The sequence below is a fragment of the Flavobacterium sp. CAN_S2 genome, assembly GCF_015752255.1.
GTDB lineage: Bacteria > Bacteroidota > Bacteroidia > Flavobacteriales > Flavobacteriaceae > Flavobacterium.
This window is the reverse complement of record NZ_JADOVA010000001.1, coordinates 1,737,002-1,762,952: the sequence shown is the minus strand read 5'-3', so window position 1 is coordinate 1,762,952 and position 25,951 is coordinate 1,737,002. Positions and strand designations below refer to the sequence as shown.

Here is a 25,951-nt window from a genome sequence, read left to right as displayed (position 1 = left end):
GTGCAAAAGTACAACTTTCTTTTTAAATGGCAAGAAAAATTTGAAGTTTTTTTTAAGATAAATTTTATCTCGTTTACTTCTCTTTTCTTATCAATTTGTCAAAGGAACTTTGCGCGTTTTGCGGGGTGCAAAGGTAACATCCGTTTTCTAATCTCACAAGCTTTTTGAAATCTTTTTTAGAAAATATTTTTTCTGCTTTGATTCCTTTTGCTTGTCAGTATTTGAATGAACGTATGCGTTGTTGCGGGTGCAAAAGTACACCGTTTATTGAGTTATTCAAGCTTTTTAAACGCTTTTTTTTGATGTTTTCTTAACTTAAACTTTAAATCGCTGAAACAGTGAATTTTGAAAGTAAAAGTTTTTTCCTCTGTACAACCCGATCAGAAGTAAAGAATGACTTTATCCTACAAAACTAGGCGTTTCTCTAGCCTTAGCCAGTTTAACAACGGTTTGCTTTACCCATTCAATCTTGTTCAATTCATTATTTATTACCTGTTTTAGTGTTCTTCACGTCATACTTACTCCTATTGAAAGCTTGTCTTGCCTATTTTATATTAAAAAAAAGGCGAATCAATAAAAGGACTTTATACTATACCTTATATAGGAAATAAATTTTTTAATCACTACTATATATAAGGTGACCGGATTTTGTGTTCACGTGAGTTCTGATCCTCTTGATTAAAATGGATGTCCTAATTATTCATGGATCACGTTAGGGATAGCAGCGGAAAGCCCGCAGCCCCGCCTTTTTTTGGTGGGACGAGGACTTATAGCGGATAGCCCGACTCCTTATATAAAAAAGGCGGTTATCTTTTTTTGATAAATGCCTTTCTTTATATAATGAGGAACGCCCAAATTAACATTCTAATCGAAACGAATTGCTTTGACTGGGGAAATTTTGGTTATTATATAGGAAGGAATTAGTAATACCAAGAAACAAACGGTTACGGTGAGCACGTTTAGCAATAGAATGAATCCCCAATTTAGATAAACGGGTGCTTGATTGACATAATAGTTTTCAGGAGGAAGTTGGATTATCCCGAATTGTTGCTGGATTAGTAGTAATGAGATACCGATTAAATTCCCCCAAAATAGCCCTCTAACTATAAGATAAAAGGCGTTGTAAAGAAATATTTTTCGCACTGACCAATTATTAGCTCCCAACGCTTTTAGAATTCCAATCATTTGTGTTCGCTCCAGGATAAGTACCAATAGCGCTACTACCATATTAATAGTAGCAACTAGAATCATGACTACTAATATAACGATGATATTGAAATCAAATAGTTGAAGCCACTCGAATATATAACTATATTTCTCGATTATAGTTTTAGTATCTAATGTTGATGCTGTTTGCGCATAGACCTGTTCTCCGGTAGACTCAATTGCATTAAAATCGCTTACAAAAACTTCGAAAGCTCCGATTTGATCTGGAGTCCATTTATTGATGCGTTGCATGTGACGAATGTCTCCAATAATATATGTCGCATCGAATTCTTGAAAACCAGAATTAAAAATCCCAACAACATCAAAATTCCTCAAGTTATATCCTTTCTCTTTCATGAAGAACGTATTGAAAGAATCCCCCACTTTTAGATTTAACCTATTTGCAATAAACTGAGAAATCACCACTTCTTCATTCAAATCTCCTTTGCCATTTGGAATTCTTCCTTGAACGATGTACTCTTTTATATTGTCCCACTTATAGTCAGTCCCCACACCTTTGAAAATAATTCCTTCAAAAGCGGTTTCGGTTCTAATAATTCCAGCTTTACTGGCGATTGCTTGTATATGTTCCACTCCCGGAACCGATGTAAACTTTGGATAAAAATCCTGTTTCTTAGAAATTGGAACTAACGTAACCTCGGATTGATTGTTGTCGTAATTGGAAATAATAATGTGTCCGTTGAAAGCGGAAACTTTTTCTCGAATTTTTTGCTGCAGACCAATTCCTGTCGCCACTGAAACAATCATCATAATCATACCAATGGCAATTGCCGAGATTGCAATTTTTATAATTGGTGCAGATATGCTACTTTTATAGTCTCTAGCAGTTATAAGTCGTTTGGCAATGAAATATTCTAAATTCAATTTGATTGTGTTTCTAATTTGGATTTGCTTCGCCAGTTTGCGTTGCTAAAGCCAAAAATACAGCTAAAACACGAATTACACTAATTGGCCTTAATTTTATTTGAACCTATATATGAATCCAATTTTCAAAATAACGCTTCGGTTTATTTTTCTAACAATCATTTCGACATCCTGCTCTGCCAGAAAAACAGATATAGAAAGAAATACAACAAACGATTTGGAACAAATTACTAAAAATCCAAAAACAGAAATCATAACAGGAGCAGATAATTACGCCAATTATTTACATTTATTAAAGAATCAGAAAATTGGAATTGTAACAAATCAGACTGGAATTCTCTCCAATAAAACACATTTAGTAGATTTTCTAATAGAAAAAAATATTGCTATCCAAAAAATATTTGCTCCCGAACATGGTTTTCGCGGAACTGCTGATGCGGGCGAACATATTGTTGATGGGAAAGATTTTAAAACTGGACTGCCCATCATTTCACTTTATGGTGACAACAAAAAACCGAAACCGGAACAATTAGCTGGAATTGACATCATGGTATTTGATTTGCAAGATGTGGGTGCGAGATTTTACACTTATATTTCTTCGCTACATTATATAATGGAAGCCTGTGCCGAAAATAAGATTCCGCTTTTAATTCTTGACCGACCAAATCCGAACGGACGTATTGTAGACGGTCCAATTCTTGAGCGAGAGTTTAACAGTTTTGTAGGCATGCATCCAATTCCTTTGCTTCACGGAATGACAATTGGCGAATATGCACAAATGATAAATGGCGAGAAATGGATGAAAAATGGTATGCAATGTAAATTGACTGTTATTCCCTGCAGTAATTACAATCGAACAATGAATTATAGTTTACCTGTAAAGCCTTCGCCGAATCTTCCGAATGATCAATCAGTGAATCTTTATGCGAGTTTATGCCTTTTTGAAGGTACTAATGTAAGTGTGGGGCGAGGAACTGAAAAACAATTTCAGATTTATGGCTCTCCTTATTTACCCAAAAGTGATTTTAGCTTTATTCCAAAACCAAATTTTGGCGCACAAAATCCTGTTTACAATGGAGTACTTTGTTATGGCGAAGATTTGTCAACATATCCAAGACTGAATCAACTCGAATTAAAATGGTTGATTAAAGCGTATCAAACCACAACTGACAAATCAAAATTCTTCAATCTTTTTTTTACCAAACTTGCAGGAACCAAAAAACTACAACAACAAATAGAAGCTGGAACTTCGGAAGATAAAATCAGAGAAAGCTGGAAGAAAGGATTAATTGAGTTCCAGGAAATGAGAAAGAAGTATTTGATATACTAAAAAAGAATAAAGAAACAAGAAGCAAAGCTTACCATAAATTATTTATAAAGGTAACTTCTTCTTCATTTCCTCAACAATATTAAAAGCTGCAGGACAAATAGCAACATTTTTTAGCGTTAAGTCCGTAATTTGTTGAAACTTTTTTCTATCCGTATGTGGAAATTCTCTGCATGCTTTTGGACGAACATCATAAATCATACACGCATTTTCATTATCCAGAAAAGTACACGGTACACTTTGCAAAACATAATCTCTGTCTTCATCAATGCGAAGATATTGTTCAATAAACTGTTGTGGTTTTTGTCTAAGATATTTTGAAACACGTTCAATATCAGCATCTGTAAATAAAGGACCTGTTGTTTTACAACAATTGGCACATTTTAAACAATCTGTTTTCTTAAATTCAGCATCATGTAAATCTTGCATCACGTAATCTAGATTCTTTGGCGTCTTCTTTTTCAGCTTATCGAAATACTTTTTATTTTCGATATGCTTATCTTTGGCTTCTTTGGGAAGATTGTTTAAAATATGTTTCAAGTTTAAAATTTAAAGTTGGAACGACAAAAGTAGCAAACTTGAATCCTGAAACCTTAAACTTTAAACAAAAAAGATGAAAGACCTTTTTGGCAAAGCCATACTTGATTTTCAAACTAATAATTCTCCGGAAGATTTAATCACGGAAACCTCGATTACTGAAGAAGATGAAATGAGCGTTGAATATTTATTTCGTTCGTATGCCGAAATGCCAAAACTAGAGCAAAAAGCTTTACAACTTGCAAATGGAAAAGTTCTGGATGTAGGATGTGGCGCAGGAAGCCATAGTTTGTATTTACAAAACGAAAGAAATCTTGATGTTCATTCGATTGATATTTCTCAAAATGCAATTGAAACCTGTCATCTCCGAGGGTTAAAAAATGCTCAAGTTAAAAACATTCTTGAAATGGACTCTGACAATCCTGAAAATAGATTTGATACTATTTTATTATTAATGAATGGAACAGGTATTTTTGGAACTTTAAAAGACACCACTAAGTTTTTACAGAAACTAAGAAGCTTGCTAAATCCAAAAGGACAAATTCTTATTGATTCTTCTGATATCATTTATATGTTTGATAATGATGAAGATGGTGGAAAATGGATTCCAAGTAACGGATATTACGGTGAATTGACTTTTACAATACGTTATAAAAATGAAAAAGAAGACGAATTCCCTTGGCTGTATTTAGATTATAACACCTTACAAAATGCGGCTTTCGCTAATGGATTACAAAGCGAGTTAATTCTTGAAGGAGAACATTATGATTATTTGGCGAAGCTTTCAATTTAAAAGAATACATTTTAGCATGGAAAATACAGCATCAGAAAAATTACGTTATCCTATTGGAAAATTTATCGCCCCAGAAATCTATTCAAATGATTATCTCAATACTAAAATAACAGAAATCGCCAGTTTCCCAGAACGATTAAAAAAGGAAGTGGTTTCGCTAAACGAAGAACAACTCAACACGCCATACCGAGAAAACGGCTGGACTGTTCGCCAAGTTATTCATCATTGCGCAGATAGTCACATGAATTGTTTCATCAGAATCAAATGGGCACTGACTGAAGATAAACCAACAATAAAATTCTATCATGAAGATCGTTGGTCAGAATTACATGATAATTTAACAATGCCTATTCAACCTACTCTCTCATTTCTGGAAGGTTTACACTTTCGCTTAGCATATTTAATGAATAGTTTATCTGAAGCTGACTTGGAAAAAACCTTTATTCATCCTGAAAACAACAAAGAATATAAAATAAAAGAGGTAATAGGAACTTATGCTTGGCATGGAAACCATCACTTAGCACATATCACAGAATTGAAAAAACTAAAAGGTTGGTGATTGATCGCTTAAACAATCTTTCTAAATGTAGAAAATGCCAAATACAGATCGTAGTTGGCATTTTTTTTAAGGAATATTCAAATATTTATGGGTTTGTAAAGAAACACGCCATTTTGGATTGTTCATGACATAATCTACAATTAGCGGCGTCATTTCTTCTTTTTTACTCCATTCTGGCTGAAGAAATAAAATAGCATTAGGATTTACTTTTTCAGCTTGTTCTTCGGCAAAAATAAAATCATGCTTATTATAAATGATTACTTTTAACTCATGCGCATTATCATAAACTGTTTCCGTTGGAAGTTTATTTTTCTTTGGAGACAGACAAATCCAATCCCAAATTCCCGTCAACGGATACGCTCCAGAAGTTTCAATATGAACTTTTCTATTATTCTCTTTTAACTTTTGCGTCAGCAAAGTCATATCCCACATCAATGGCTCACCACCAGTAACAACAACCGTTTCAGAATATTTACTAGCATTAGCAACAATTTGTTCAACACTGGTTGGTGGGTGCAATTCAGCATTCCAACTTTCTTTAACATCGCACCAATGACAGCCTACATCACATCCGCCAATTCTTATAAAATATGCCGCCGTTCCCGTATGAAAACCTTCCCCTTGGATGGTATAGAATTCCTCCATCAATGGAAGCATAGCGCCTTTATTAACTTCTAACTGTATTTCTTTTGATAACATTCTTTAATTTTAAAGTGCAAAGATAGTTAATTTGAAAAGGAGATAAATTTAAAACAGTTACTAATGTGATAAACTTTAAAATTGGCATAAAGTCTCTTAATCTAATAAACAAATTCAAAAATAAATTTATCTCTTATGAAATATAAAAAAAAACCGATAGCCTTTAGACTATCGGTTTTAAATACTAAGAAACTTAAAATTAAATTATTTTAAAATTTTTAACGACTCATTAGCATAACTATTAGCTGGATCAAGTGCTAATGTTTTTTTGAAATACTCAATAGCTTTTGCTTTATCTGTATTTGCAAAACTTGCCGCCATATTGTTATACGATTCAATGAATTTAGTCTTAACTGCAGGTTTAGCTAATTCTTCAGCTCCTAATGCAGTAGTTTTTGAAACATAATCTTCATAGTTCTTAACCATTACATCATCTTTTTCAAGTAATCTATTAGTTCTTGCTTTGTATAAGTATGCCTCTAAATAAGTAGGAGATGCAACTAATACTTTGTCAAACGCAGCATCAGCTTTTTGTAAAGCTACAGCGTCAACCTTTGCTCCTTTTTCTTTATTAATATTAGCATAATAATTTGCTAAACCATAATATACATTATCATCAAGAAAACTTGAAGAATCTGGTGTATTTGCACCGAATTCAAATATAGCAGCGGATTCGTTGTATAATTTTTGAGTGAACAATTGTTTACCAACTTCACTTAATTCCTGAACTGCCAAAGGCTCCATCTCGATTGCCTTTTTTATATCAACAAGACCTGAACTGAAAGCTGTTGGATCAATCGACAAACCATCAGCACTTGTTCCTTTTTTAATTTTCGTTAGACCAAGATATAAATAATCTAATGCTATTGCTTTGTTTCCTGGAGAAGTAATAAAAGTTTCTAATGACTTAATAGCAACATCTACATTACCATTTTTGTAAGCAGCGTAACCTAAATAACGGTAGATTCGAGGATTAACTTTATCCAATTCAATCATTTTATTAGCTTCTGCTTCTAGAGCAACATAATCCTCTATCAAAATAAGAAAATCAGCACGACGCATTCTTGAATTTATAGAATAATCCGTCAATGACATGTATTTATCATAGTGACCTAATGCAATTTTATAATTAGCTGCAGCTTGAGATGGCTTATTACGTGCTATTTTATAATACGTCTCCGCTAATTCTCTATAAACTGGACCATAATTAGGATTGATAGCAATTACTTCATTGTAAGCTTTTGAAGCTTCATCATACGATTTAGCACCTTTCAACAAAACACCTAATTGCATTTTTGCTCTAAGTAAAGTACTATCTAATTGAAAAGCACTTCTGTAAGCGATATACGCCTCATTTTGTTTTCCATCACCATAATAAGCGTCTCCCAATGCAAGTTGTAATTGTGCATCCTGAGAATTATTAATTGCTGCTCGAGTTAGTATTGCAATAGCGCTTTTATAATCCGGCTTATTTGCATTCATATATGCTCTAGCGATGTAAACAAATTCTTGTACATCTTTCTTTTTCATGTCTTTTGATGCCAATGCAAACTTAGCTTGTGCGCCAGTAATATCATTTTTATCTAAGTCCATTTGGCCTAAACCAATGTAATTAAGTTTTGCTCCATCAGAAGCGCTTAATCCTTGTTGGAAATAAATCTTTGCAGAATCTTCTACACTTTGAGTAAGATAAACATTTCCTAGAGTAAAATAAGCTGTACCATTTGAAGGTTTTGCTTTTATAATTGATTTTAAAATTGTTTTTGCACTTTCAAATTGTTCTGCATCAATGGCTTTTTTTGCTTGATTAATGTCTTGTGCTTGGGCTGTAAAAGCTGAAGCCAATAAGGCTACACTAAAAGTTGTAAATTTATTCATTTTCATTGTAGTTAATTTATTTTTTATCATTTTGGCTTTTTACTATTGTAAACTTCCTAGTAGGAATACGAACCGGTAACAATCCAGATTTTAAAATTATTCTTTGTCCAACATCTCCGCCTACGAATGACGCAAATCCCATTCCTAAACCAGAGTATCCTTGACAATTTATTATATACAAATCACGTGCCAAAGGGTATTTTTTTTCTGCAATATTATTTTGGGAAGGCAAAAAATAACCATTACCAGTAAGACCTTTTACACTTAGTGCGCTTACATTATCAACATATTTCTGCATATCTGGTTGTGGTTGAGATAGCCAATTAACGCCAACTACTCCAATCATCCCGTCATTCTCAGAAACATGCTTTATAACTTCTTCATTGGTTTTAAATGAAAAAACTCCCTTTTCTGGAATAGTTTTAATACCGGCAAGACTGTTCAAATATCGTGCAGTACTTGAATTTAGGTTATCAAAAACTAATCCTTTAATACTAGGAATTGATTTTCCTTGCATGAAACTAATTACATCCTTAAGTGCTATTAGGGAATCCTTACTACTTTTATTAGTGATAAAAGCGACTGCATCTATAGCAAAAGGAGTTACTTTAGGATTGATTTTTCTTTGTTTGAATGTTTTAAGTTCTTCAGTGGTCAAATTCCTGGACAAAACTGCTATAGCACCTTTCTCATTAAATAGCGAGTTAACCGTTTCGGATTCCGATTTTGAGATAAGCTTTATTTTAGCCTCATAATTATTTTCGAATACTGCTACTTGTTCCTCCATAATTGGAGTTAAAGTTTCATCAACAAATATAGATGTTGAACCTTTCAAAATTGTCTCTTCTTTCTTTGGAGTATTTCCTTGGTTACAAGCGTAAACAAAAATAAGTAGTAAGAAGAAAGCAAAATACGGAATTTTGGATGAATTTTTCATAATCTAGTCGTTATTATCATTAATTATCCGAAAGAATCTAAACGAAGCATAAGCAATTAGCAAGACTCCAAAAGCAATTCTGTAGATAGGTTGCATAGCTAAAGGAAAGTTCTTCATAAAGATAATGAATAAACCTAAAACAAGATATAATAGAAAAAACAAAATTCCTAAAACAAGAAGAAATCGCTCTCTAAGCGATTTCTTCTTAATATTATTAAGTATGTTATTCAACATTACTCTGCAGATTGAATAGTAATAGGAAGAGAATAAAGAACCCTTACTGGCTTACCATTTTGGATACCAGGAGACCACTTTGGTGATTTTTTCAAAACACGAATCGCTTCTTTTCCTGTTCCGTAACCAATATCTCTAATTACTTTGATATCAGTTAATGAACCATCTTTTTCAACAACAAAAGTAACGTAAACTTTACCTTTCAATCCATCTTCTTCTGGAGTTTGATAGTTATCTCCAACAAATTTGTAAAATTTATTGATTCCACCAGGAAAATCTGGCTTAACCTCAATACCAGCAGTATTATAAATTTGGTTATCAGGAGCTTCTTCAACTACTGCCGCTGTTCCAGTTCCAACTGGTTCAACAGTCAAAATAGCATCAGGATCACCCTTAATAGTTTCAGCACCTAATTTTTTGTCTTTAATTTCAACAGTTTTAGGTGGTTCTTCCGTTACTTCCTCAGCTTTTGCAACAACAGGTTTAACAAATTTTACCTGATCCACTTTTGGTGGTGGTGGTGGCGGAGGTGGTATATTTTTCTTTATTTCTTCTTTCTTTGGCGGTAACTTGATACTAACGATTTTAGTATCTAAAGTATCATCAACATCTGAATTTTCAGGAAGTAAACTTAATATAAGTGGCATACTAACTGCTAATGCAAAAACGATCGCACCAAAGATAAGCGCTCTAACTCCGGTCTTGTTATTTTCTTTTCTTAGTTCATAAGCTCCATAAGCTTTATTACGACCCTCGAATACAATATCAAGCCATTGGTTTGTGAATATATCTAATTTCATTTTTCTTAATTATTAGGTTATTGAGTAATAAGAAATCCTTATTTACCTTCTAACAATTTTAGTTCTTCTGGTGAAAAATCATTTACAATAGCATTCGTAGGCACTCCTACTATTGCCATTTCATCAAGTATATCAACTAAGTTACGGTAATTTGATTTTTTACTTGGTTTGATAATAACTATTAAACCTTTATCTTTATTACCTGTATACTCAACTACTGACTTTTTTCTTTTCAGCAACTCTTTACGAATGCCTTCTTTACCATAAGATATATCTTTTGGACCTGCAATAGGAGTTGCTAACAATCCCATGTAGTATACCATCTTATCATTATCCCCTAATAAAACTGTTAAAGTACGATTTTCATCAACCTTAATATCTTTATTTTTAGAAGGATCTTCATCCTTATCTGGTAAACCCAAAGGCATGGATTGTGGTTTAGACAACGTAGTAGTAAGCATAAAGAAAGTAATCAACAAGAAAGCTAAATCAACCATAGCAGTTAAATCTACTTTTGAGTTTGATTTTTTACTTCTTACTTTACCACCTTTTTTGCCATCACCGTCGCCAGTATTTAATTCAGCCATTTTAGTGTATTTTATTTAGTTATTTTTCTGTTGCTCTTAAACCAGTAACTAGATTGAAGCTATTGATTTTTTGCTCTTGTAAGATATCCATTACCTGTTTAATTGCAGGATATTCTTCTTTTGAATCACCTTTTATTGCGACTTGCAATTCTTTGTCATTTACGTCAATATTTGCCTGACGTGAAGTGTATATCCAATCTTTCAACTGATTGTCTAAAGAATCTTTAGGCACGCCTGGCTGTACGCCCGGTTTGTTTCTGTCAGCTGTCTTCATTGCAATCAATTGTTTTAGGCTAGTAATTGGAACACCAATTCCTTCCATCAAAGCAAAAGTTTCAGATTCAGTTTCTGTAAACTGTACACCATACTTTTCACCCATCAATTCAAGTGCCTTTTTTCTAACTTCTCTTCCTTTCAAGTCATAGAAAATTTTTCCTTTTCCTATAGTTATGGTAGCTAAATTATCTTCTGGCAACTTAGATTGAACCGTTGACGCAGGGGTATCTACTGGCAATGCTTCCGGTATTTTAGCAGTTGCTGTCATTACGAAGAAGGACAACAAAAGAAAAGCAACGTCACACATAGCAGTCATATCCGTAGATCCTGCTTTTTTCTTCATTTTTATAGCCATTAATATATTTTTTAATATTTACAAGAAAATAGAATCTATTATAAAGAAACTATTTTCTTGCAAATTAAATTATTAATTATTTTTGTGTACTTCTAAAGTGTCTGTAAGTATTTACAATTGTATTACCTGCCTCATCAATTGAGTAAGTCAAAGTATCAATTTTAGACGTAAAGAAGTTGTAAGCAATAATTGCTAAAGCAGAAGTCGAGATACCTGTAGCAGTGTTGATCAAAGCCTCAGAAATACCATTTGCAAGAGCAGCTTGATCTGGAGTACCAGCAGCAGATAAAGCACTAAATGCTTTAATCATACCTGTTACAGTTCCTAACAAACCTGCAAGTGTACCTAAAGACACCATTGTTGAAAGAATAGTCATGTGTTTCTCTAACATTGGCATTTCTAATGAAGTAACCTCTTCAATTTCTTTGTGAATAGTTTCAGCAGCAGCTTCACTATCTAAACCTTCTCTTTTAACTTCTTGATATTTCAATAAAGCTGATTTTATTGGATTTGCAACAGAACCTTTTTGTTTGTCACATGAAGCAATAGCTCCTTCAATATTACCACTTTTGATATCTTTTTGAACACTTGTCATGAACTGATCAAGATTTCCTGTACCTGCCGCTTTTGAAATTACAGCATAACGCTCAAATGAGAACACAACAACCATTAATAATAATCCTAATAATACCGGTACAATTGGACCTCCTTTGTAAACCATTGCCAACATATTTCCTGGCAGTGGGTGACCTGTGTTTACTCCGCCTTCAAAATTAGCGCCATTACCCATTATGAAATTCCAAATTAACCATCCAACAAAAATACATGCTACAATAATGATTCCTGAAATCATTCCTCCTCCGTTTGCCGCTTTTTCTTTTTTAACGTTTGCCATTTTTTTTTAATTTTAATAGTTTTAAATAAATTATCTTAGTTATATTAAACTTGTAGTGGAGCAAATTTATATTTTTAGTTCAAATAAAAAAACTTTTTTTTATTTTATTATAATTAAATTTATTTCAAAAACATATTTACCGTTTGTTAGTTTCCATTTATATCAATAAACGCAAACAAATAGGTTATATTATACAAAATACCATATTTTTTTAAGAAAAATTAACACAATATTTCAAAAACAGGCTATTTAGCAGGAAAACTATTATTTTGTGATATTAACAATAAAAAAGCAGGAAAACTGCGGTATGCACTAAAATTGTTGATTTTAGAAAAATATAATATCTTGCATGTGATTTAAATGTAAACTTATTATGAGCAAAAAAGAAGATTTCACTAAGCATATCTCTGAAGGATACAGTTCTAAAGGAGAAAGCATTATTCTGGGTGGCGCAATTTTAGACGGAGAGGCTTTGCCAGATGCATTCATAAAAGTGCCTTTGAAAACTTTAAACCGTCATGGTTTGATCGCCGGAGCTACCGGAACTGGAAAAACAAAAACTATTCAAGTCCTTTCTGAACAATTATCAAGTTTTGGAATTCCTGTCTTAATGATGGATATTAAAGGTGATTTTAGTGGTATTGCAAAAGAAGGTGAGGAAAAACCATTTATAACGGAACGCCACGCTAAAATCAATATCCCTTACTACACAGCTAGCTTCCCCGTTGAAATCTTGACTTTGTCTGAACAAAACGGAGTCCGTCTCCGTGCAACAGTCTCGGAATTTGGACCTGTATTATTCTCCAGAATTCTAAATTTAAACGACACTCAAGCAGGCGTAGTTTCTGTTATTTTTAAATATTGTGACGACAATAAAATGCCTTTATTGGATTTAAAGGACATCAAAAAAGTAATCAATTACATTACAGAAGAAGGAAAAGACGAAATTGAAGAACATTATGGCAAAATTTCTACATCTACTACTGGAACTATTCTTAGAAAAATAATTGAACTCGAACAACAAGGAGCTGATTTATTTTTTGGCGAAATGTCTTTTGATGTGGAAGATTTAATGCGCATCGATGAAAATGGAAAAGGATACATTAATATCCTACGATTGACAGATATTCAGGATAAACCAAAGTTATTCTCGACTTTTATGTTGAGTTTATTAGCCGAAATTTACCAGCAAATGCCTGAAAAAGGAGATTCTGACCAACCAGAATTAGTCATTTTTATTGATGAAGCTCATTTAATATTCAACGAAGCCAGTAAAACATTACTAGAACAAATTGAAACCATTGTAAAATTAATTCGTTCCAAAGGAATCGGGATTTATTTCATCACACAAAACCCGATGGATATTCCAAGCGGCGTATTGGCTCAGTTAGGTTTAAAAATACAGCATGCTTTACGCGCTTTTACAGCCAATGACCGAAAAGCCATTAAGCAAACTGCAGATAATTATCCAACATCTGATTATTACAAAACCGATGAAATCCTGACCAGCCTTGGAATTGGAGAAGCTCTCGTTACTGCATTAAACGAAAAAGGAATTCCTACGCCACTTGCAGCAACAATGATGCGTGCCCCGATGAGTCGAATGGATATTCTAACAGAAAGCGAAATTCAGGAAATCAACAACAAATCAAAACTGGTAAAAAAATACAGTGAACTGATTGATCGCGAAAGTGCATATGAGATGTTAAATAAAAAAATTACTAATATTGAAGCAGAAGCTGCAGAAAAAGTAGAGCAAAACACACCAGAAAAAAAGCAAAGTAACGTTCCTAGTACTGCGAGTGTGGTAGGAAAATCCGTCTTGAAAGTACTAACAAGCGCCACGTTTATAAGAGGTGCTTTTGGTGTATTAACGAAAATGTTTAAAAAATAAACCAGTCATGAAAAAATATTTTATTCAAAGTAGTCCCTTCGTTGTTCCAACTACCGATGGAAAATTAATCGAAGAACATCACGGAAAGGCGTCTACAAATAATGCGGAAATTTCCATAGCGCACATGATAGCGCCTCCTAAATGGAGTGAACCATTTCAAACTCCTGAATTTGAGGAATATACCTATATTATTAAAGGTAAAAAGCAATTCATCATTGAAGACGAAGTTATCGTACTGGAAGCTGGACAATCGATAAAAATCGAGAAGAATACACGCGTGCAATATTCTAACCCTTTTGACGAAGCTTGTGAATACATTGCGATTTGTAAACCAGCTTTCGATTTTACTAAAGTACATCGAGAGGAATAGCAGCAACATTAAAAGGAAAACGTTATTGATATATAAAACTAGTAACTTCTTAATATTTATCCCAAAAGCTCTAGGATTTTATTTTCAACAGCTTCTGAATCCCATATTTCAGTAATGTTTTCCATTTTTAAAACTTCTTCCATGATTGCATTTTGATAATCTCCTATCGCTAAAGCTTCTGCATATGGACGATCACTAAAAGTAACGCGACTGTATAAAGGAATCCATTTTTCAGGATGTTTGTCTGAGAATGACTTTTCAATCTTCTTTTGCAAAAGGAAATTTTCATCAGCTGTCTTGGAACTCATTTCTAAAAAATTACGATACGAAAGTTCCGCAATCGCATCCGCATTTGGTTTGCGTGATTTTTGATATTCCGAGAAAATCGATTTCCAGTTGTCACCGTATTTTTCCATCATTTCATAAAGCACCGAAATATCTTCAAAACCAGCGTTCATTCCCTGACCATAAAATGGAACAATTGCATGACTGGCATCACCAATAAGGGCAATTTTATCTTGATAAGTCCATGGATAACATTTCATCGTCACTAGCGTACTTGTAGGATTCTTGAAAAAATCCTCTGCTAATTTTGGAATTACATCAATAGTGTCCGGTAAGTTTTTTTCGAAAAAAGCTTCCACTAATTTTATATCATTTAGGGATGCAAAAGAATTTTCTCCCTCAAAAGGCATAAACAAAGTACAGGTGAAACTTCCGTCTAGATTGGGCAGCGCAATCAACATATACTCACCACGAGGCCAGATATGAAATGAATTTTTATCTAATTTATGTGTTCCATCAGCATTTGCAGGAATATTCAACTCCTTGTAACCAATGGGCAAGAATTCTTGCGAATAGTCAAACATACTTTGGCGTTGCATGCGGTGACGGATTCTCGAAAAAGCACCGTCAGCACCAAAAACCATATCGTATTTTTTATCTTCCCAAGCGCCACGTTCTGTTTCACCAATATGAAGGGTTGCATCATCAAGCGAAACATCCCATATTTTTTGTTCAAAAAAGAATTCTGCTCCTGCGGCTTCCGCCAAATCAATCATTTTCCTATTCAAAAGTCCTCTCGAAATGGAATAAATCGACTCTCCTTCTTGACCGTAATTTTGAAAATTGAGTTTATCAACCAAATGGATCGCACGTTTTTCCATAGGAATGGCAATTTTACGAACCTCGTTTCCTATTCCTACTCCATCCAAAGCTTTCCATCCGCGATTAGACATCGCTAAATTAATGGAACGACCAGAAAATTGTATTTTTCGAATATCAGGACTTCTATCGTAAACATGAACCGTATGACCCGCTTTACGAAGATAAATAGCCAATAAAGATCCAACTAATCCTGAACCTACAACCGCTATTTTTATGGGAGTTTGCATTATTTTTTTATAAAAAGTTAAGCAAAATTACTGATTTATTATTTTAGGCTCTTTAAAAAGAATCATTTTTTACGGGGAATAAAAACCAATTTTGTTGAAGTTCTAACAATTTCCTCTTTATTGAGCATCATTCGCCTGAATTTACCGGCATTGTATAACTCTGCCTGATCGCTGTAATGTTCACTCAATGGATTTCCGGATTGTCCCGTTGGCAATATACTCCAGCTATTTTCTATATCCGAAAAATCAATAATTCTTCTTGTGGAAGGACCTCCTTTTACGATATAATTACCATCATCAGTAAAATCAAAAAAGAGATTATTAATTACCTCCGTAGAACCTGAAACTTCAAAAGGACCAACATTAAAAATACTCCTTAAAGCCGCTACTTTCCCCAACGGATGCTGGTGTTCTACCGTGTGTACTTTATTCCAAGTCCAATCTGAAACGGTATTTCCTAATTGTTTTTCTAAAGCTACAACGGATTCTTTGAATGATTTTGAGACAATCTGACTTCTTGTTTCTTTTTCCTTTTTGGTGTTAACATTATCCCACCAAAGTGATTTTTCATTCGTGATTTGTCTTGCAATAATTTGCTTCATGATGTGCGTTCCTAAAAACATCTTGAAATTTTCAGCACCAAGTTCATCTTCAAAAGTATTTTTTAAGTAATTAAAAATCCATTTATTATAGATTGTAGGAGCCACATCACTCAGATTATTAGTTCCTTTCCAATTTTTTAAAACACTAAGAGCTTGTTTTTCGTTTTCAGAAAGAGAAGCTTGATCTACATTTGAAATTAAATCCTTCACGACTTTTGGAGCTACGCAAGAAGTATTATCAAAAATCATCTTCCCAACCGAAACCATATCCCAATCTGATTTTGGATTCAATAATTGCGTGATTCTTTTCGCTCGATCCTCTGGAAGATAATAACCGGGATACGAAAATCCGTCAATTGCTTCTGGTTGATTATTAGCAGAATACACATAATTCCATCTAGGGTTCACCGCCGAAGGATTTTTGGAGAAATCCAGATATTGGTCAATATCATCCTTCCCACTGGAACCATCGAGAATAAAATTCGGATTCACTCCTTCCTTATGCTTGTATAATTTTCCAGTTGCCCACCAAGCGACATTTCCCTTGGCATCGCCATACATCACATTCAATCCTGGCGCTGCAATTAGTGAAACTCCTTTCTGAAAATCTAATTTATTCTTAGCGTGTGAAAGCGCATATACCGCATCAAGAATTTGAATGGGTTGTTGTGTATAAATCCAAGACATCGCAACAGGTTTGTCTTGCTTTAAACCATCTACCAAATCGTTCATTACAGGTCCATGTCGAGTAGTTTTCACTTTCAAAACCACGTTAGATGAATCTTTTACTTTGATTATTTTCTCCCGAATTTCATATGCACTGTAACCAGTTGGAGTCTTATATTCATTGGCATTAGCCGAATTATTCTGCTCTTGGTACAAATCAATATCATCATTTTCAAACATGGTCAAACCATACGCATATTCTCTGTTGTGTCCCAATAACGGATACGGAGTTCCTGCTAAATAACAGCCGTACAATTCGAAATCCGGAGTAACAATATGCGCTTCATACCAAGTTCCCGGTTGTGAAAACCCAATATGTGGATCATTAGCAAAAATAACTTTTCCGTTTTTAGTTTTCTTTGGAGCAATAACCCAACTGTTACTTCCTATAAAAGGCGAAACTGGCGACTGATCTAAAAGCGACGCTACTGATTTTGAAATAGCAGCGTATTCTTGTGGCCTGTCTTTCGCATTTTTAATTTTTGTAGTATTGAAGGAACCGTCAATTCCAAAATCCTTCAAATATTCCATTCCATATTTGTTTCGAATATCGGTCAACAACGGATCTGATTTTTGAGCCATAGCAAAACTAAAAGACATGTATCCAAAAATATTATAAACGTCTTTAATGGTAAATATCTCTTTTTTGACGCCCACCAAACTGAATTCTATTGGTGTAGTTCCTTCTTCAATGTATTGATTGATTCCATCCAAGTAAGCCATGGTCAATTGATAACTTGGACTGTTTTTGTCCAAACCTGCGATCGCTTTAGCTGAAGCTTCTTCGATTCCCAATCCAGCAAAGAATTTATCATTTTTCAATGCCACTGAACCAAAAATTTCCGATAATCTTCCCGGAGCAATACGACGCATCAATTCCATTTGCCACAATCTATCTTGCGCATGCACATAACCCAAGGCTACCATGGCATCTTTTGAAGTAGTCGCATAAATATGAGGAACTCCAAATTCATCAAAATAAACTGTAGTTTCTTTTTGAATGTTTTGCAAGCGCAATTTTCCTTCATATTTTGGTTTTAAGTAACAAGCATAAACAAGCATCGTTACCGCTAAAACAATTACTAACGAAAGTAAAACGAGAAGGACTTTTCTAAGTATTTTCATGATTGGATAAATTGAAAAACAAATATATAGGATTTGTAAGTTATTTAAAACTATTTGTTCCAATGTGTTTATTTGAAATCCAATCTAAGAAATGATTGATGAATTTAAAATATTTTGTTTAATTAATTTTATATTTAATTAAACAAAAGTATATTTGTTTCAAATATGACTAAATATGAAACACATTTCAAGAGACGATATTTCTCAAATGGAAAAAATCGAAAGATTAAATTTAATCAATTCCTGCACTGGTTATAAATCAGCTAATTTGCTTGCTACAAAATCCCTCGACGGAAAGTCTAATGTTGCCATTTTTAGCAGCGTAACGCATCTGGGAAGCAACCCTGCTATGATTGGATTCATAATGCGTCCCACAACTGTTCCAAGAGATACGTATAAAAACATCAAAGACACTGGATATTTTACAGTAAATCACATTACCATTGACATGATTGAAGATGCGCACCATACCTCTGCAAATTATGAACTAGGGATTTCCGAATTTGATAAAACCAATCTGGAAGAAGAATATAAAAATGACATAGAAATTCCATTTGTAAAAGGAAGTCCGGTACAGTTGTATTGCAAATACGTAAACGAATATTACATCAAGGAAAATGATACGATTCATGTAATTGCGTCAATCGAAAATTTATTTTTTGAGGAAGAATTAGAACATAAAGATGGCTGGTTACAAATTGACCGAGGCAATGTTGTGGCATTAAATGGTCTTGATGGGTATTGTTTACCCAAATTAGTGGATCGTTTTCAATATGCCCGAAAGGAAATTCCAACCACTTCCTTTTTTAAAAAATAATAAATGAAAAAACTGCGCTTAATCCTTGGCGACCAATTGAATTCAGAACATTCTTGGTTTGAGGAAACTGATAAAAACACAATGTATGTCTTGGCCGAAATGCGTCAGGAAACGGATTATGTCAAACATCACATCCAAAAAGTAGTAGCCTTTTTCGTGTCGATGAGGAATTTTTACACATCGATAAAAGCAAATGGACATCAAGCAGTCTATTTTCAAATTACCGATGCTGAGAATCCACAGGACTTAGAAAAAATCATTGCCATTTGTATCGAAAAATATAAAATTCAAAAATTCGAATACCAATTACCTGATGAATACCGACTGGACCAACAATTAAAAACGATTTGTTCCAATCTAAAAATCGAATCTGAAGCTTTTGACTCCGAACATTTCTATACCAAGCGTCACGAACTTTCTGATTTTTTTGAGGGAAAGAAGTTGTTGCTGATGGAAAACTTTTATCGGAACATGAGAAAAAAATACCATGTTTTAATGGATGGAAGCACTCCTCTTGGCAACCAATGGAATTTTGATGCTGATAATCGCAAAAAATACAAAGGTGAAGTTCCGGTTCCTTCAGAAAAGAATTTTCATACGAATGTTTCTGAAGTTGTCGACCAAATCAAAGAAGCAGGAATTGTGACTTTTGGAAACATCAATCCAGATAATTTCAGTTGGCCTACTTCGCGTGAGCAATCGTTGGAGGTTTTAGATTATTTCTGTAAAAATCTGTTGAAGCATTTTGGTGATTACGAAGATGCGATGCACACCGATGAAAAATTCCTTTTTCACTCCCGTTTGTCTTTTGCCATGAACAGCAAAATGCTTTCACCAAAAGAAGTAATCGAGACCGTTATCTCTTTTTATCATGCCAATGAAATGGATATAACTATCTCACAAGTCGAAGGATTCGTAAGACAAATTTTAGGTTGGCGCGAATACATCCGAGGAATTTATTGGAAAGAAATGCCCAATTATGCCCAAATGAATGTCTTGGAAAATACAAATAAATTACCGGATTTTTTCTGGACCGGTAAAACCAAAATGAATTGTATGAGCCACGCTATCAATCAAAGTTTAGACGAAGCGTACGCACATCATATTCAGCGGCTGATGGTAATTGGAAATTTTACATTACTTACGCAAATTCATCCTGATGAAGTAGACGCTTGGTATCTTGGCGTTTACATAGATGCCATTGAATGGGTCGAAATGCCCAACACCCGCGGAATGTCACAATATGCAGATGGCGGAATAATTGCCACCAAACCGTATGTTTCCTCCGGAAGTTACATCAATAAAATGAGTAATAATTGTGCCAAATGCCATTATAAAGTGAAAGAAAAATTTGGTGATAACGCCTGTCCTTTTAATACTTTATACTGGAATTTCCTGGATGAGAAAAAAGAATATTTCAAAGGAAACCAACGCATGGGAATGATGCTGAATTTATTAAAGAAAATAAATCCCGAAGAATTATATAAAATCAAAGTAAAGGCGAATGAAATAATTGCCAATATGGATTCGTATTAAACCCAAATTTTCCCATAAAAAAAGAGTGTTTAAATTCTATTATGAACTTAAACACTCTTGTTTATTTACGGATAAATCTAATTCTTTTTGCTTCCGTCTATAATTGCTCCGGTCCCGGCTCCAATTCCTGCACCTGCAACACCACCAATAATAGCTCCTTGTACTTTTTTCTTACTGATAATTGCTCCTGTTGCAGCACCTACACCAGCTCCAATGACAGCACCTTTTGCAGTACTACTCCAGCCTTTTCTTTGCGTGGTAGTATTTGTTGTAGTCGTTGTAGTCGAAGGTGATTGCTTGTTTACAACAACAACTTCTTTTTGCGTTTCAATTCTAGCAGCTTCAATTTTGACCATTTCTTGTTTCATAGAGTCAATTACTCTTTGCTTTTCCATTTCAACTTTCATGGAATCTACCGTTGCTACTTTAGCCTTTTCAATTTCCATTTTTCCTTGGTTCTGACAAGAAACAATAAGTATAGCTACTAATATAAAATATAATGCTTTCATAATTTGAATTTTTTCAATTTGTAATACTACAAAGAAACGTTTAAACCTGTAAATTACACTTATGCAATTCAGGTTATTATTTATATAATTTAAAGATTCGCTTTATCCAAAATACCTGCTTTCAGAATTTGGCCAAACTCATACATATCTGTAAAAGAAGTATATAAAGGCACCGGTGCTAAGCGGATAACATTGGGTTCACGCCAATCTGTGATCACCCCATTTTTCATCAAATAATCAAACAAACTGCGTCCTTCTCCATGAAGTAAGACTGATAATTGTGATGCTCTTTCGGATGGATTAGAAGGCGTAATAATCTCGAAACTACTATCAACTTCTTTGTCAATTTCATGCAAAATAAATTCTAAATAAGAAGTTATTAAATCTCTTTTCTGGATTAAAGCGTCCATCCCTATTTCGTCAAACATATCTACAGATGCTAAATAAGGCGCCAAAGAAAGTACCGGTAAATTGCTGATTTGCCAACCATCGGCTCCATGAACAGGATCAAAAGTTGGTTCCATCTTGAAACGACGTTCTTTATTATGTCCCCACCAACCCGCGAATCTCGGTAACTCCGAATTGTTATGGTGTTTTTCATGAATAAAACATCCTGAAGCATTTCCCGGTCCTGAATTCATGTATTTATAACTACACCAAGCTGCGAAATCAATATCCCATTCGTGTAATTCCAGTTTCACATTTCCTGCAGCGTGAGCCAAATCCCAACCTACATAAGCTCCAGCTTTATGGCCTGCAGCTGTTATGGTTTTCATATCAAAAACTTGTCCGGTGTAATAATTGACTCCACCAATTAAAACTAAAGCCAACTCTTCACCAACTTCTTCAATTTTTGCCAAAACATCTTCTAAGCGAATGTTGTGTTCGCCTTCGCGACGTTTGATTTCGACAATAGCATCTTCAGGTTTGTATCCATGAAAATTAACCTGACTTTGAAACATATATTGATCAGATGGAAATGCTTTTTCCTCACAAATGATTTTATATCTGGTCTTTGTTGGTCGGTAAAAAGAAACCATCAACAAATGAAGATTCACTGTCAAGGTGTTCATCACGGTAACTTCACTTGGAAGTGCACCCACAATTTTACTCAACGGATTTGCAAATCGTTCGTGGTAATCCCACCAAGGTTTTTCACTGTAAAAATGTCCTTCAACGGCGAGGTTTGCCCAATCACTCATAACCTCATCCACATATGCTTTAGTACGTTTAGGTTGTAATCCCAATGAATTTCCAGTGAAATAAATCACCTTTTTTCCATTTACCTGCGGAAAAATAAATTCGTCTTGGTATTTATGTAATTGATCTTGTAAATCGAGTTTTTTTGCAAATTCAAGGGTATTTTCGAAAGTCATGATTTGTATTTTGATTTGTAAAAGTAGTAAAAATGGACGAATGATAATATAGTTAACATTGATTGGCAAGCTATACAATAGTTAAATTTTTGAATGGGAAAAAATAGTTCCCAATTCCGATACTGAATTAAGAAACTACTCGTTATTTACTTATATTTGATTGAATTTAAAATTCTTAGCTATGCTTAAAAACAGTTTGAACGTTATTATTATTGCCATCGCTGTGGTAATTTCCTCGTATTTATTCTCGAATGCTTTTCAGAATCGAAATAAAAGTAACGATACCATTAGTGTGACCGGCTCGGGAAAGAAGGATTTCGTATCGGATTTGATTGTTTGGAGCGGCTCTTTTTCTAAAAAAAGCATGACTTTGAAGGATGCTTATGCCGCATTAGATGCTGACAGAGAGAAAATAAAAAGTTATCTATCAGGCAAAGGAATTGCGCCGAATGAAATGGTTTTTTCAGCGGTGAATTTCAATAAGGATTTTGAAACTACCTTCAATGAAAACGGAACTACAAGACAGCAAATTTTCACTGGATTTACTTTAACCCAAAGTGTAAGTATCCAATCTAAGGAAGTAAATAAAATTGAAGAAATATCGAGACAATCCAGTGAATTGATCAACTCAGGTGTGGAATTTTATTCGTCTCCACCGGAATATTATTATACAAAACTGGCCGAATTAAAAATAAAAATGATTGCCGAAGCCACAAAAGACGCAAGTATCAGAGCGAAAAGTATTGCTGAAAATGCTGATGCGAGTTTAGGGAATTTAAAAAAATCAGACATGGGCGTTTTTCAAATTACAGGTCAAAACTCATCGGAAGATTTTTCTTATGGCGGTTCCTTTAATACGCAATCGAAAAATAAAACGGCTAATATCACGGTGCGATTGGTCTATCAAGTGAATTAGGAGCACAAACCTCTTTTATACACAGAACGTCGTGTGAGGGATGGAAGCGGCATCCTTTATTTTCTTTCTTTAAGAAAATAAAGATACAGCGTAGAGCCCGACCCGCTTTTTCAGCGGGACACACACTATTATAAAACAAAAAATCTCGCCAGTACTGACGAGATTTTTTTATTTAGAATCTAAATAAAGATTAGATAATCATCATTGCATCACCGTAAGAATAGAATTTGTATTCTTTTTCGATTGCTTCTGCGTATGCTTTTTTCATTAAATCATGACCACAAAATGCAGATACCATCATTAATAGAGTTGATTTTGGCGTATGAAAATTAGTAATCATACACGTTGGAATCGTGAAATCATGAGGAGGAAAAACGAATTTGTTTGTCCATCCGTCAAACGGATTCAAGGTGTTTTGTGACGAAACTGAGCTTTCAACGGCACGCATAGAAGTAGTTCCTACGGTACAAATACGTTTCTTTTTAGCTTTGGCTTCATTCACAATATCACATGCTTCCTGAGTAATTTTTAATTCCTCAGAATCCATTTTATGTTTTGATAAATCTTCAACCTCAACAGGATTGAAAGTCCCCAAACCTACGTGAAGTGTAACTTCGGCAAATTTAATTCCTTTGATTTCCAGTTTTTTCAATAAATGTTTCGAGAAGTGCAATCCTGCAGTTGGCGCCGCAACAGCTCCTTCTTCTTTAGCATAAATGGTTTGATAACGTTCCGCATCTTCCGGAGTTACGTCTCTAGAAATATATTTTGGGATTGGAGTTTCTCCAAGTTCTGTCAATTTATTTCTGAATTCTTCATACGAACCATCGTAAAGGAAACGCAATGTTCTTCCTCGAGAAGTTGTATTGTCGATAACCTCAGCCACTAATGAATCGTCATCTCCAAAATATAGTTTGTTACCAATTCTGATTTTACGTGCCGGATCAACTAAAACATCCCAAAGTCTTTGCTCAGAATTTAATTCTCTAAGTAAGAAAACTTCGATTCTAGCTCCCGTTTTTTCTTTATTTCCGTACAAACGAGCTGGAAAAACTTTCGTGTTATTCAGAATCAAAACATCACCTTCGTCAAAATAATCGATAACATCTTTGAACATTTTGTGCTCTATAGTTCCTTTCTTGCGATCAATAACCATTAGACGAGATTCGTCTCTGTTTTCAGCTGGATATTCTGCAAGAAGTTCTTTTGGCAAATCGAATTGAAAATGTGATAATTTCATTTGATAAATTTATGAGTTATGAATTATAAGTTACGAGTTAAGCCTCAATAAATTATAATAGTTTGCAAATATACGATTGTGAGATAGGCGTTGTCAAGTGTTTTGCTGTTTATTTTCAAAAGTCCACTGCCACAAAGGCGCGAGGACACTACGAAAAATTTAATTTACAAAATTTCAGACACATTAAATCCTAACTTCTTCATGTCTTCCCAAAAATCAGGGTATGATTTTGAAACGACTTCCGCGTTTTCGATGATAATTGGCACTTTTATAGCTAATGGTGCAAATGCCATCGCCATACGGTGATCGTTATAAGTAGCGATTTTTATATTAGGATTGATTTGGTTTGAGGCCAGAAGCGTCAAACTATCATTGGTCACCGATATATTCGCTCCCAATTTTGTTAACTCAATTCTAAGTGCTTCGAGTCGGTCCGTTTCTTTAATTTTCAAGGTATGCAAACCTGTTAGATGGCAACCAATTCCTAATCCAAGACAAGTAACAACTATAGTTTGGGCGATATCTGGTGTATTATTCAATTCTAAGTTTAAATTTTCCGGTTTAAAATCAGACTGTTTTACCAGAGTCATTGTATTTCCTTCAAAATGCGTTTCAACTCCCATTTGTTTGTAGATTTCAACCAAAGCTGAATCACCTTGCAAACTGGTTTTTTTATAACTATTCAATGAAATGGTAGCATTTTCGGCCAAGGCAGCTAAACTAAAAAAGTATGAAGCAGAACTCCAATCGGATTCTACGGTCATTACTTTCGACGCTACTTCTTGTTTTGGATATACCGTAATCACATTTCCCTCGAAACTGGTTTTGATATCCAAATCATTCAACAAAGCCAATGTCATTTTGATATAAGGAACGGAAGTGATTTCACCTACCAAAGTGATTTCGATTCCGTTTTTCAGTTTTGGCGCCACTAATAATAACGCCGATATGTATTGACTGCTTACATTAGCAGGAATATTCACTTTAGAAGCTGTGATTTTTTGTCCTTTGATTCGAATAGGCGGATAACCAACTTCTTTCTCGTAGGATATTTTCGCACCCAATTGTTCCAAGGCTTCCACCAAAACTTTTATGGGACGCTCCGTCATTCGTTGAGAGCCGGTCAACACTACTTCGCGACCTTCGTTTACAGAAAAATAAGCCGTTAAGAACCGCATTGCCGTTCCCGCATGATGAATATCAACTATTTCTTCGGTTCCTTTCAACGCTTTTTCCATGACTTCGCTGTCATCAGAATTGGAAGTATTGGCCAAAGTAATATTTGGAAATAAGGCTTGTAATAATAGTAGTCGGTTGGTTTCGCTTTTTGAACCAGTAATATTTAATTGTGAATTATCAATTGTGAATTGTGAATTCGTACTTAATTTTAAATTCATGTAGCTAATTATGAGTTGTGAATTATGAATTATGAGTGGTATAATTCAAGTTCGCAATTTACCACTCCACATTTATAATTC

General features: G+C 34.3%; 23 protein-coding genes. 8 read left to right on the top strand and 15 right to left on the bottom strand.

Annotation, left to right across the window (positions count from 1 at the left end; all coding sequences use genetic code 11):
* Positions 1-864 precede the first annotated feature (864 nt).
* Positions 865-2,091 (bottom strand): ABC transporter permease, encoded by a 1,227-nt coding sequence (locus IWX80_RS07875; protein ID WP_196852907.1) that lies wholly within the window; start codon positions 2,089-2,091, stop codon positions 865-867.
* A 112-nt stretch (positions 2,092-2,203) separates the two neighbouring features.
* On the opposite strand from IWX80_RS07875, the gene IWX80_RS07870 reads away from it, so the two are divergent.
* Positions 2,204-3,421: an exo-beta-N-acetylmuramidase NamZ family protein gene (locus tag IWX80_RS07870; protein WP_196852906.1), complete on the top strand. Its 1,218-nt coding sequence runs from the start codon at positions 2,204-2,206 to the stop codon at positions 3,419-3,421.
* Between the two features lie 42 nt (positions 3,422-3,463).
* On the opposite strand, the gene IWX80_RS07865 is transcribed toward IWX80_RS07870, so the two are convergent.
* Entirely contained in the window at positions 3,464-3,958 is a 495-nt protein-coding gene (locus tag IWX80_RS07865) for a YkgJ family cysteine cluster protein (RefSeq protein ID WP_196852905.1), read from the bottom strand.
* 73 nt (positions 3,959-4,031) lie between these two features.
* On the opposite strand from IWX80_RS07865, the gene IWX80_RS07860 reads away from it, so the two are divergent.
* On the top strand, positions 4,032-4,748 hold the full coding sequence (locus tag IWX80_RS07860; protein ID WP_196852904.1) for a class I SAM-dependent methyltransferase: 717 nt from the start codon (positions 4,032-4,034) through the stop codon (positions 4,746-4,748).
* Positions 4,749-4,764: 16 nt separating this feature from the next.
* Complete coding sequence (locus IWX80_RS07855; RefSeq protein WP_196852903.1) at positions 4,765-5,307, top strand: YfiT family bacillithiol transferase; 543 nt, start codon at positions 4,765-4,767, stop codon at positions 5,305-5,307.
* A 66-nt stretch (positions 5,308-5,373) separates the two neighbouring features.
* On the opposite strand, the gene IWX80_RS07850 is transcribed toward IWX80_RS07855, so the two are convergent.
* The 7 genes from IWX80_RS07850 to IWX80_RS07820 all read right to left on the bottom strand — a co-directional run bounded on the left by IWX80_RS07850 (position 5,374) and on the right by IWX80_RS07820 (position 11,968).
* Positions 5,374-6,006 carry a 7-carboxy-7-deazaguanine synthase QueE gene (locus tag IWX80_RS07850; protein ID WP_196852902.1) on the bottom strand — a complete coding sequence of 211 codons (633 nt, stop codon included), beginning with the start codon at positions 6,004-6,006 and terminating at the stop codon, positions 5,374-5,376.
* A gap of 204 nt (positions 6,007-6,210) precedes the next feature.
* Complete coding sequence (locus IWX80_RS07845) at positions 6,211-7,884, bottom strand: tetratricopeptide repeat protein (protein WP_196852901.1); 1,674 nt, start codon at positions 7,882-7,884, stop codon at positions 6,211-6,213.
* Positions 7,885-7,900: 16 nt separating this feature from the next.
* Positions 7,901-8,821, bottom strand: a complete 921-nt coding sequence (locus tag IWX80_RS07840; RefSeq protein ID WP_196852900.1) for a PstS family phosphate ABC transporter substrate-binding protein — start codon at positions 8,819-8,821, stop codon at positions 7,901-7,903.
* 233 nt (positions 8,822-9,054) lie between these two features.
* Positions 9,055-9,855 carry an energy transducer TonB gene (locus IWX80_RS07835; protein ID WP_196852899.1) on the bottom strand — a complete coding sequence of 267 codons (801 nt, stop codon included), beginning with the start codon at positions 9,853-9,855 and terminating at the stop codon, positions 9,055-9,057.
* 38 nt (positions 9,856-9,893) lie between these two features.
* Positions 9,894-10,442: an ExbD/TolR family protein gene (locus tag IWX80_RS07830; RefSeq protein WP_196852898.1), complete on the bottom strand. Its 549-nt coding sequence runs from the start codon at positions 10,440-10,442 to the stop codon at positions 9,894-9,896.
* Between the two features lie 19 nt (positions 10,443-10,461).
* Entirely contained in the window at positions 10,462-11,073 is a 612-nt protein-coding gene (locus tag IWX80_RS07825; RefSeq protein ID WP_196852897.1) for an ExbD/TolR family protein, read from the bottom strand.
* A 76-nt stretch (positions 11,074-11,149) separates the two neighbouring features.
* Positions 11,150-11,968 carry a MotA/TolQ/ExbB proton channel family protein gene (locus IWX80_RS07820; protein ID WP_196852896.1) on the bottom strand — a complete coding sequence of 273 codons (819 nt, stop codon included), beginning with the start codon at positions 11,966-11,968 and terminating at the stop codon, positions 11,150-11,152.
* Between the two features lie 373 nt (positions 11,969-12,341).
* Here IWX80_RS07820 and IWX80_RS07815 point away from each other — a divergent pair, with 373 nt between their 5' ends.
* The gene (locus tag IWX80_RS07815) at positions 12,342-13,862 is read left to right on the top strand and encodes a helicase HerA-like domain-containing protein (protein ID WP_196852895.1); all 1,521 of its coding nucleotides are present in this window, start codon (positions 12,342-12,344) and stop codon (positions 13,860-13,862) included.
* Positions 13,863-13,869: 7 nt separating this feature from the next.
* Positions 13,870-14,232: a cupin domain-containing protein gene (locus IWX80_RS07810; RefSeq protein WP_196852894.1), complete on the top strand. Its 363-nt coding sequence runs from the start codon at positions 13,870-13,872 to the stop codon at positions 14,230-14,232.
* 56 nt (positions 14,233-14,288) lie between these two features.
* Here IWX80_RS07810 and IWX80_RS07805 read toward each other — a convergent pair whose 3' ends face one another.
* Together IWX80_RS07805 and IWX80_RS07800 are read right to left on the bottom strand one after the other, a co-directional pair.
* A complete protein-coding gene (locus IWX80_RS07805) occupies positions 14,289-15,626 on the bottom strand; it encodes an FAD-dependent oxidoreductase (protein WP_196852893.1) in 1,338 nt (445 codons plus the stop codon).
* 62 nt (positions 15,627-15,688) lie between these two features.
* Positions 15,689-18,079 (bottom strand): penicillin acylase family protein, encoded by a 2,391-nt coding sequence (locus IWX80_RS07800; RefSeq protein WP_196852892.1) that lies wholly within the window; start codon positions 18,077-18,079, stop codon positions 15,689-15,691.
* 175 nt (positions 18,080-18,254) lie between these two features.
* On the opposite strand from IWX80_RS07800, the gene IWX80_RS07795 reads away from it, so the two are divergent.
* Positions 18,255-18,896, top strand: coding sequence for a flavin reductase family protein (locus IWX80_RS07795; protein WP_196852891.1), 642 nt, complete (start codon positions 18,255-18,257; stop codon positions 18,894-18,896).
* Positions 18,897-18,899: 3 nt separating this feature from the next.
* Entirely contained in the window at positions 18,900-20,432 is a 1,533-nt protein-coding gene (locus tag IWX80_RS07790; protein WP_196852890.1) for a cryptochrome/photolyase family protein, read from the top strand.
* Positions 20,433-20,509: 77 nt separating this feature from the next.
* On the opposite strand, the gene IWX80_RS07785 is transcribed toward IWX80_RS07790, so the two are convergent.
* Entirely contained in the window at positions 20,510-20,941 is a 432-nt protein-coding gene (locus IWX80_RS07785; protein WP_196852889.1) for a YMGG-like glycine zipper-containing protein, read from the bottom strand.
* Positions 20,942-21,030: 89 nt separating this feature from the next.
* Positions 21,031-22,317 (bottom strand): kynureninase, encoded by a 1,287-nt coding sequence (kynU, locus tag IWX80_RS07780; RefSeq protein ID WP_196852888.1) that lies wholly within the window; start codon positions 22,315-22,317, stop codon positions 21,031-21,033.
* A gap of 181 nt (positions 22,318-22,498) precedes the next feature.
* Here kynU and IWX80_RS07775 point away from each other — a divergent pair, with 181 nt between their 5' ends.
* Positions 22,499-23,233, top strand: a complete 735-nt coding sequence (locus tag IWX80_RS07775; RefSeq protein ID WP_196852887.1) for an SIMPL domain-containing protein — start codon at positions 22,499-22,501, stop codon at positions 23,231-23,233.
* A 190-nt stretch (positions 23,234-23,423) separates the two neighbouring features.
* On the opposite strand, the gene queA is transcribed toward IWX80_RS07775, so the two are convergent.
* Both queA and aroA read right to left on the bottom strand, forming a co-directional pair.
* Positions 23,424-24,473: a tRNA preQ1(34) S-adenosylmethionine ribosyltransferase-isomerase QueA gene (queA, locus tag IWX80_RS07770; protein ID WP_091173319.1), complete on the bottom strand. Its 1,050-nt coding sequence runs from the start codon at positions 24,471-24,473 to the stop codon at positions 23,424-23,426.
* Positions 24,474-24,637: 164 nt separating this feature from the next.
* Positions 24,638-25,870 (bottom strand): 3-phosphoshikimate 1-carboxyvinyltransferase, encoded by a 1,233-nt coding sequence (gene aroA, locus IWX80_RS07765; RefSeq protein ID WP_196852886.1) that lies wholly within the window; start codon positions 25,868-25,870, stop codon positions 24,638-24,640.
* Positions 25,871-25,951 lie beyond the last annotated feature (81 nt).

Excerpts from the sequence above, each read along its gene's own strand:
- IWX80_RS07870 (WP_196852906.1), top strand. The coding sequence starts at position 2,204 with ATGAATCCAATTTTCAAAATAACGCTTCGGTTTATTTTTCTAACAATC.
- IWX80_RS07860 (WP_196852904.1), top strand. The coding sequence starts at position 4,032 with ATGAAAGACCTTTTTGGCAAAGCCATACTTGATTTTCAAACTAATAAT.
- IWX80_RS07855 (WP_196852903.1), top strand. The coding sequence starts at position 4,765 with ATGGAAAATACAGCATCAGAAAAATTACGTTATCCTATTGGAAAATTT.
- IWX80_RS07850 (WP_196852902.1), bottom strand. The coding sequence starts at position 6,006 with ATGTTATCAAAAGAAATACAGTTAGAAGTTAATAAAGGCGCTATGCTT.
- IWX80_RS07845 (WP_196852901.1), bottom strand. The coding sequence starts at position 7,884 with ATGAATAAATTTACAACTTTTAGTGTAGCCTTATTGGCTTCAGCTTTT.
- IWX80_RS07840 (WP_196852900.1), bottom strand. The coding sequence starts at position 8,821 with ATGAAAAATTCATCCAAAATTCCGTATTTTGCTTTCTTCTTACTACTT.
- IWX80_RS07835 (WP_196852899.1), bottom strand. The coding sequence starts at position 9,855 with ATGAAATTAGATATATTCACAAACCAATGGCTTGATATTGTATTCGAG.
- IWX80_RS07830 (WP_196852898.1), bottom strand. The coding sequence starts at position 10,442 with ATGGCTGAATTAAATACTGGCGACGGTGATGGCAAAAAAGGTGGTAAA.
- IWX80_RS07825 (WP_196852897.1), bottom strand. The coding sequence starts at position 11,073 with ATGGCTATAAAAATGAAGAAAAAAGCAGGATCTACGGATATGACTGCT.
- IWX80_RS07820 (WP_196852896.1), bottom strand. The coding sequence starts at position 11,968 with ATGGCAAACGTTAAAAAAGAAAAAGCGGCAAACGGAGGAGGAATGATT.
- IWX80_RS07815 (WP_196852895.1), top strand. The coding sequence starts at position 12,342 with ATGAGCAAAAAAGAAGATTTCACTAAGCATATCTCTGAAGGATACAGT.
- IWX80_RS07810 (WP_196852894.1), top strand. The coding sequence starts at position 13,870 with ATGAAAAAATATTTTATTCAAAGTAGTCCCTTCGTTGTTCCAACTACC.
- IWX80_RS07805 (WP_196852893.1), bottom strand. The coding sequence starts at position 15,626 with ATGCAAACTCCCATAAAAATAGCGGTTGTAGGTTCAGGATTAGTTGGA.
- IWX80_RS07800 (WP_196852892.1), bottom strand. The coding sequence starts at position 18,079 with ATGAAAATACTTAGAAAAGTCCTTCTCGTTTTACTTTCGTTAGTAATT.
- IWX80_RS07795 (WP_196852891.1), top strand. The coding sequence starts at position 18,255 with ATGAAACACATTTCAAGAGACGATATTTCTCAAATGGAAAAAATCGAA.
- IWX80_RS07790 (WP_196852890.1), top strand. The coding sequence starts at position 18,900 with ATGAAAAAACTGCGCTTAATCCTTGGCGACCAATTGAATTCAGAACAT.
- IWX80_RS07785 (WP_196852889.1), bottom strand. The coding sequence starts at position 20,941 with ATGAAAGCATTATATTTTATATTAGTAGCTATACTTATTGTTTCTTGT.
- kynU (WP_196852888.1), bottom strand. The coding sequence starts at position 22,317 with ATGACTTTCGAAAATACCCTTGAATTTGCAAAAAAACTCGATTTACAA.
- IWX80_RS07775 (WP_196852887.1), top strand. The coding sequence starts at position 22,499 with ATGCTTAAAAACAGTTTGAACGTTATTATTATTGCCATCGCTGTGGTA.
- queA (WP_091173319.1), bottom strand. The coding sequence starts at position 24,473 with ATGAAATTATCACATTTTCAATTCGATTTGCCAAAAGAACTTCTTGCA.
- aroA (WP_196852886.1), bottom strand. The coding sequence starts at position 25,870 with ATGAATTTAAAATTAAGTACGAATTCACAATTCACAATTGATAATTCA.